Origin of the sequence: Klebsiella sp. MS 92-3 (assembly GCF_000195655.1) — a bacterium.
In the GTDB taxonomy this organism is placed as follows: Bacteria; Pseudomonadota; Gammaproteobacteria; order Enterobacterales; family Enterobacteriaceae; genus Klebsiella; species Klebsiella pneumoniae.
The window spans coordinates 21,322-27,899 of record NZ_GL882724.1 but is presented as its reverse complement, the minus strand read 5'-3'; the positions used below and the strand labels follow the sequence as shown (position 1 = coordinate 27,899).

Here is a 6,578-nt window from a genome sequence, read left to right as displayed (position 1 = left end):
CCCCCCCCCCCCCCCCCCGGGGGGGGGCGGCCGCCCGCCGAGAGGTTGACCAGCGCCATGCGCACCGCTTCTTTCGCCCAGGCATCGGCCCGCACGTCGCCCTCCTGGGAGGCGAGGAAATAGTCATAACCAAAACGCCCGCCACCGCCGCTGCTGCCGCGCTCACGCTTGCCATCCTCTTCCACCAGCACGCTGACGGAAAGACGAACCAGCGGACGAACGTCGGCGGCCAGAGTGCCATCGGTGGCGGCGACCAGGATCAGCTCATACACCCCGCTCAGGCTGGCTGAAACCTCCTGCACCCGCTGGTCCGCCGCCCGGGCGACTTTGTCTACCCGGCGCAGAATATCCAGCTTCTCTTCCCGGGTCATACTCTGCAGCGGGTCGATGCTGGTGTACAGGGCACGATGCTCTACGGCGCCGAGGGTCTGCACTTTGCCATTGCCGGTGTCGCGCACAATGGTCCGCGCCGCCTGGGCGCTCTGCTCCAGCGCCAGTTTGCTGATCTGATCGGCGTAGGCAAAGCCCGTTTTTTCGCCGCTGACGGCGCGCACGCCTACGCCCTGATCGATATTGTACGACCCATCTTTAATGATGCTGTCTTCCAGAACCCAGGATTCGTGATAGCTCGACTGAAAATAGAGATCGCCGTAATCGAGGCGGCGCTCGGTCAGTTGACCAAGAATGGCAAACAGGTCCTGATGATTCAGGCCATTTGCCGACAGTAATTGTTCACTTACCAGGTTCAGACTCATCGTTATGCTACTCGTTTGTTGCCGCCTGACAGGCGGAAATACAGAAGGCTATCTATTGAGATTGCGGCAATTCCCGGCAATCGTCAAATCATTGCTTTTTATTGCTGCGCGCCTGGCGCAGCACTTCATTGATCTGCGGCTGGTCAATCGGGCCGGTGATGCGGTAGCGCAGAATCGAAACTTTATTCCACAGCGGACCCAGCACTTTGCTGGCGGCAAATACCGCCGCGCCGACGATGGGGTTGACGGCAAAGGCCGCCGCCACGCCGACGGTCGCGGAGATCTCCGGCGCCACCACCGCCTGCAGATCCAGCTGGCGACGCACCAGATCGACCGCCCCTTTCATAGCAATATCCGCTTCAAGGCCATCCACCAGCGTATCATCGGTATGCAGTACGCCATCCTTAATCCATGCCGTACTGTTAATCGAATCAAAGTAAAAGCCTTCGCTGAAGGTATCGCTGAAATCGAAACGCAGTTTACGCAGCAGGGCATCCACACTCAGCAGACGCAGCAGCTGGCCAGCGTGCCCGGTACTCAGGTCGGTAAACTGCCCCTTGCCCAGGTGGCTTTTAATGATGCCATTGAGCGACGCGACATCGGGTGACCAGGGCGGCGCGCGCCAGTGCAGATCGTAGTCGATATCAAACGGCGAATCCTTCACCGGCGTGGAGACGCCAAAGAAATCCGCAAATGCATCCGTCTTATTGCCGTGCAGTCTGCCTTTCAGCGAGGTTCGAACCCCTGAAGGGGCGTTCACCCACACGCCGTTGGTCGTCAGCCGGCCAAACCCGGTATCCACCAGGCCGTTGGAGAGCGTTAAGGTATCCCCTTTGATCGCCACATCCCCATCGATGCGGCCATATTTTTGTCCCCACAGCCAGCATTCCGCGCAGCGTAGCTGCAGATCGGGCCAGCCATGGAAATCCAGCCGGGTCGCCGTCTGGGGGGCCACATTCTCTGTTGCGTTCTGGCCGCTGGCGCTGGCCGGATTGAAATAGAGATAACGCACATTTGCCAGCCACGGAGCATTGTCGCGCATCGTCAATGTGGCATTGATCTCACGCCCCTGCGCCTCAACCTGCGAGCCGCCGGCGACCGGCTGGGACATCAGACTGACGTTGTTCCACTGTTGCCCCGCGAGGGCCAGCGACGGCGTACGCAGCACAATGCGCGGTGGAAAGAGCACGCTGCTGCTCACTTCATTTGCCGCGCCGTTCTCGAAGAGCGCCAGCCACTGCGCGCCATCCATCGGCGGCAGGTTGAGCTCGATACCGGGCTGATCGGGCAGCGGAGAGTGCCCTTTGCTGTCAGTGGTAAGGATCGCTCTATCCAGCGTCAGCTTATGATTGAGCAACCAGCGGCTGTTAATATGATTCTTCGCCCCGATGGAGCCGGTCAGGTCGAAGCTGCTCAGGCCGCCGGCGACGTTAATTTTGACCGGAAGGGGTTCGCCGGCGGGCTTACTGACTGGCGAAGGTAAGCGACTGCTCACATTCTTCAGATCGCCGTTGATATCGACCTTATAGCTGGCATTGCCATGGTACGGCAGTTCGATAGCGACCTTGCCATCCCACGGGACGCTACCGCTCAACGCCTCACTCACGGCTTTCGGCAGCAGCCCGGTGCGCGACGGCTGCCAGTTGGCATTCATCCCGACATCCACCAGAAACGCTTTTTCACCTTCGCGGGTGGAAAAATTGAGGTTCAGCGGCTGATTAAACCAGGTCGCACTCAACGTTTGACTATTGAGATCGCCATTCACAAAGCTGAAATTACCGCTCAGGTTCTGCAGCGTAGTATCTAACGGTTTGATAAACAGGCTATTATTCTGCAGGCGCACATCGCCTTTCGCGGTGGTCATCTCGCCGTCGAGGGGGATATTCAGATGTAAGCGAGCGCTCACATCCCCATCCAGCTGCAGGGAATCCAGCGCCGCCCCGAGCGACTCTTTCAGCGGCGTAGTATTAAAGTAAGGTCCAACCTCTTTGCCCGGGCCTTTGATATCGGCATCAATCAGCAGTTTTTCCTGCGCATAGTCCGGGATCGCGGCATCGAGATTGCTGGCGGTCACGTTGCCAAGCATCGCTTTATCCGCCCGCATCCACAGGCCGTTGTTGATAAAATTGAGGTCGATGTTCAGCCCGGTTAACGCCGGCCAGTCCGGTTGGAAGGCAAAAGTGGCGTTCTTCAGCGGAACATAAACCTGGAACTGGCCTTCATTATGCGGATAAGGGAATAGATGCGGATTGCCGCCATACACCAGCGTCGCATCGCTGGCTTGCCCTGCTTTAATCGCGCCGCTGAGATAGTCCACCAGCGCTTTGCCCATCAGATTTTCCGGGAAATAACGCCATGCCTGGCCACCGTCATTGGTGCTGATGCCCGCCAGAATACCCAGCCAGGGATCGTCCCCCTGCGGTTGCAGATAGCGGAAGCCGCCGCGGGCGCGTACGCCTGTCGCCTGCACGTCTATATCGCGGCCATCAAGCATAAACCCTTTGTCGTTTTTCACCCAACTGAGCGTGGCTTCGCCAGCGGCTATCTCCAGCGGCGCGCGGAAGACGCCGGCATACGGCATCAGCGCCTTCGCCATATGGGCGCGTAATTCCCCGTGCTCAACGCTGCCATTCAGACTGCCGGAGAAGTGCTCTGCCCCAGGCAGGAGTTTCCACTGCTTCCACGCCAGATCGCTCCACTGCGCCTGAAAACGCGTTTTCTCCGTCGCCTGCAGGGGGATATCGAGAGCCAGCAAATTGATTTTGCCGCCAGGCTGCGTGGTACGCCAGAGTTCGCCCAGAGAAGGCGCCAGCTTATCAGCAAACGGCTGTAACCCGCTCAGGCCGCTGAGGGCCAAATTGCTGGCGCGAATACGTAACTCATCGCTACGCTGACGATCGTCGCCACCAACGTCCTGCGCCGGGATCCACGCCATCGCCAGGGCTCCACTTGGCCAGGGTTTATCATCGATAGCGATCCGCGTATCGGGAATATAAAAGGCCCAGCTTTGCTTATCATGGGAGAGATGCGCCGTCAGGTTATCCACCGACAAATGATGGACTTCGTTATCGCCCTGCCAGCTGGCGCCCCCTTTTTTCAGCCATACGTCGCCGCTGGCCACATCACCTTTTTCAATGGTCATCCAGCCTTCGAGGCTGAAGCGGGCGCTTTTCAGGGCGATATTGTCCTGCATCCAGCGTCCCAGCCACGGTTTGACGTCGATATCATCCGCCTGCAGCCAGACCCGGCCTTTATTCAGCAGGCCATCCTCATCGCGAAGATCCATCCGCACCTGCATGACGCCATGCTGGCCGGTGAGGCTGGAGAGGCTGAGCTGCCCCTCGGCGCGATGACGGTTCCTGCCGTTAAGCCATGTCAGCTGCGGAACCGCCAGCTCCGCCCGCTGACCGGAAAGGGTCAGGAAGCTCAGATGGCTGTCGCGCAGAGTAAAGTGATCGAACTGACGTAAAAAGAGATCGCTGATGCGGTCGGTTTTCAGGCTTTCGCCACCGTCATTGGTCTGAATAGGGGTATTGGTATGGACCTGCAGCTGCCAGAAGGTGAGGTCGCGGAACTGCCAGCGCATATGCAGCAGGCTCTGCCAGACATCCAGCGCCAGGGTTACGCGCTTGACCGCCATTGTGCCGCCATCTTTCAGCCCGACATGGATATCGCGGGCATCTAACGTCGGACCAAAAGTCTGCCAGCTGGCGGTGATCTGCGAGGCGTCCACCGGCGTACCGGTGAGGGTGGAGATCTTCTCCAGCAGCTGCGGACGCCAGGCGTCGAGCTGTGGCAACACGAGACGCAAGCCACTCACCAGCAGCGCGACGATAACAATCAATGTTGCCACGGTGAGCAATAAAATCCCGGGCAGTCGCCTCACGCCTCTCTCCTTGTCAGCCGCACAATGACGCGGTGTCTTACATCATAACAACATCGAACTGCTCTTGATTATAGAGCGGCTCAATTTGTACCTTCACCTGTTTGCCGACAAAGATTTCCACTTCCGCCAGCGCATGCGACTCTTCCCCTTTCAGGGTTTCCGCCACCGCAGGGGAAGCATAGACCAGGAAGCGATCGGAATCATAAGCATGATGTACGCGGACGATCTCACGCATAATCTCATAGCACACCGTTTCCACCGACTTTACCGTTCCACGTCCGTGGCAGGTTGGGCACTCGTTGCAAAGCACATGCTCCACGCTTTCACGGGTGCGTTTACGGGTCATCTCCACCAGGCCCAGCTGGGAGAAGCCGTTAATGCTGGTCTTCACCCGATCTTTACTCAGCGCCTGCTCTAAAGAGTGCAACACCCGTCGACGGTGATCTTCATTGTTCATGTCTATGAAATCAATGATGATAATGCCGCCGAGATTACGCAAACGTAGCTGGCGGGCTATCGCCTGGGTGGCTTCGATGTTGGTATTGAAGATCGTATCGTCAAGATTGCGGTGCCCGACAAAGGCCCCGGTGTTGATATCGATGGTGGTCATCGCCTCGGTCTGGTCGATGATCAGATAGCCCCCCGATTTGAGCTCGACTTTACGCTCCAGCGCGCGCTGAATTTCGTTCTCAACGTCAAAGAGATCGAATATCGGCTGACGGCCGCTGTAGTGTTCCAGCTTGCTGGTCATTTCCGGGATATATTCGGCGGTGAATTCGAGCAACGCCTCATAGGTCAGGCGCGAGTCGACGCGAATGCGATCCAGTTGCGCATCGGCAAAATCACGCAGCACGCGCTGGGCCAGAGCCAGCTCGCCATACAGCTGATAGCGGGTCTGGTTGCGCTTTTTGCGCTCCATCACCTTGGTCCATACGCGCTTAAGATAAGCGGCATCGGCGGCCATCTCCTGCTCGTGAACACCTTCCGCAGCGGTGCGAATGATAAAGCCGCCCTGCTCATCGCAATATTCTGCGACGACCTTTTTTAGGCGCTCGCGCTCGGCTTCGCTTTCAATCCGCTGAGAGACCCCCACGTGGGAGGCGCCTGGCATAAAGACCAGATAGCGGGAAGGCAGGGTAATATCGGTGGTCAGACGCGCGCCTTTGGTACCCAGCGGATCTTTAACCACCTGGACCATCAGGTCCTGGCCCTGGCGCACCAGCTCCGAAATATCGCGCACGGTAAACTGCTTTTGCTCCTCACCGGCGACGCACTCGGTATGCGGCATGATATCGGAGGCGTGAAGGAACGCCGCCTTATCCAGACCAATATCTACAAAAGCCGCCTGCATTCCCGGCAGCACTCGGCTAACACGACCTTTGTAGATATTGCCTACTATTCCGCGTCGCGCTTCACGCTCAATATGGATTTCCTGCAGAATACCGCCATCAATATACGCAACGCGCGTTTCGGATGGCGTTACGTTAACTAATAATTCAGCCGTCATCTTTATCCCTTTCCTTTACGCAGTGAGTTAAAGTTACTGAGCAACTCATACGTTTCCACCAGCGGTAAGCCGACTACGGCGTGATAGCTGCCATTAATCTTCCTGACGAAGCAACCACCCAACCCTTGAATACCGTATGCACCTGCTTTATCTAAAGGCTCGCCGCTGGCCACATAATCGGCGATATCCTGCTCGCTGAGCCGCCGGAAGGTCACTTCCGTGACCACCAGACAGTCCAGCGTTTGCTGCTTATCCGCCAGCGCCACCGCGGTCATAACCTGATGGGTGTGGCCGGAAAGCAAACGCAGCATCGCTGCAGCGTGTTCGGCGTCGCGCGGTTTTTCCAGCACTTCGCCGTTCAAAATGACAATCGTATCCGCTCCCAGCACCGGCAAATCGCGGGGGGGCCCCCGCCCCCCCCCCCCCCCCC

Annotated in this window: 4 protein-coding genes; all 4 read right to left on the bottom strand. The window is 58.1% G+C overall.

From position 1 onward, the window contains the following. On the bottom strand, positions 1-755 hold a 755-nt coding region (locus tag HMPREF9538_RS24605; RefSeq protein ID WP_009484001.1), incomplete at its 3' end, for a PmbA/TldA family metallopeptidase. Between the two features lie 88 nt (positions 756-843). Then, positions 844-4,641: an AsmA2 domain-containing protein YhdP gene (gene yhdP / locus HMPREF9538_RS24610; RefSeq protein ID WP_009484000.1), complete on the bottom strand. Its 3,798-nt coding sequence runs from the start codon at positions 4,639-4,641 to the stop codon at positions 844-846. A 37-nt stretch (positions 4,642-4,678) separates the two neighbouring features. After that, positions 4,679-6,148 carry a ribonuclease G gene (rng, locus tag HMPREF9538_RS24615; protein WP_002918644.1) on the bottom strand — a complete coding sequence of 490 codons (1,470 nt, stop codon included), beginning with the start codon at positions 6,146-6,148 and terminating at the stop codon, positions 4,679-4,681. A 2-nt stretch (positions 6,149-6,150) separates the two neighbouring features. After that, positions 6,151-6,578, bottom strand: a 428-nt coding sequence (locus tag HMPREF9538_RS29125) for a Maf family protein (protein WP_009483999.1), incomplete at its 5' end; no start/stop codon positions are given.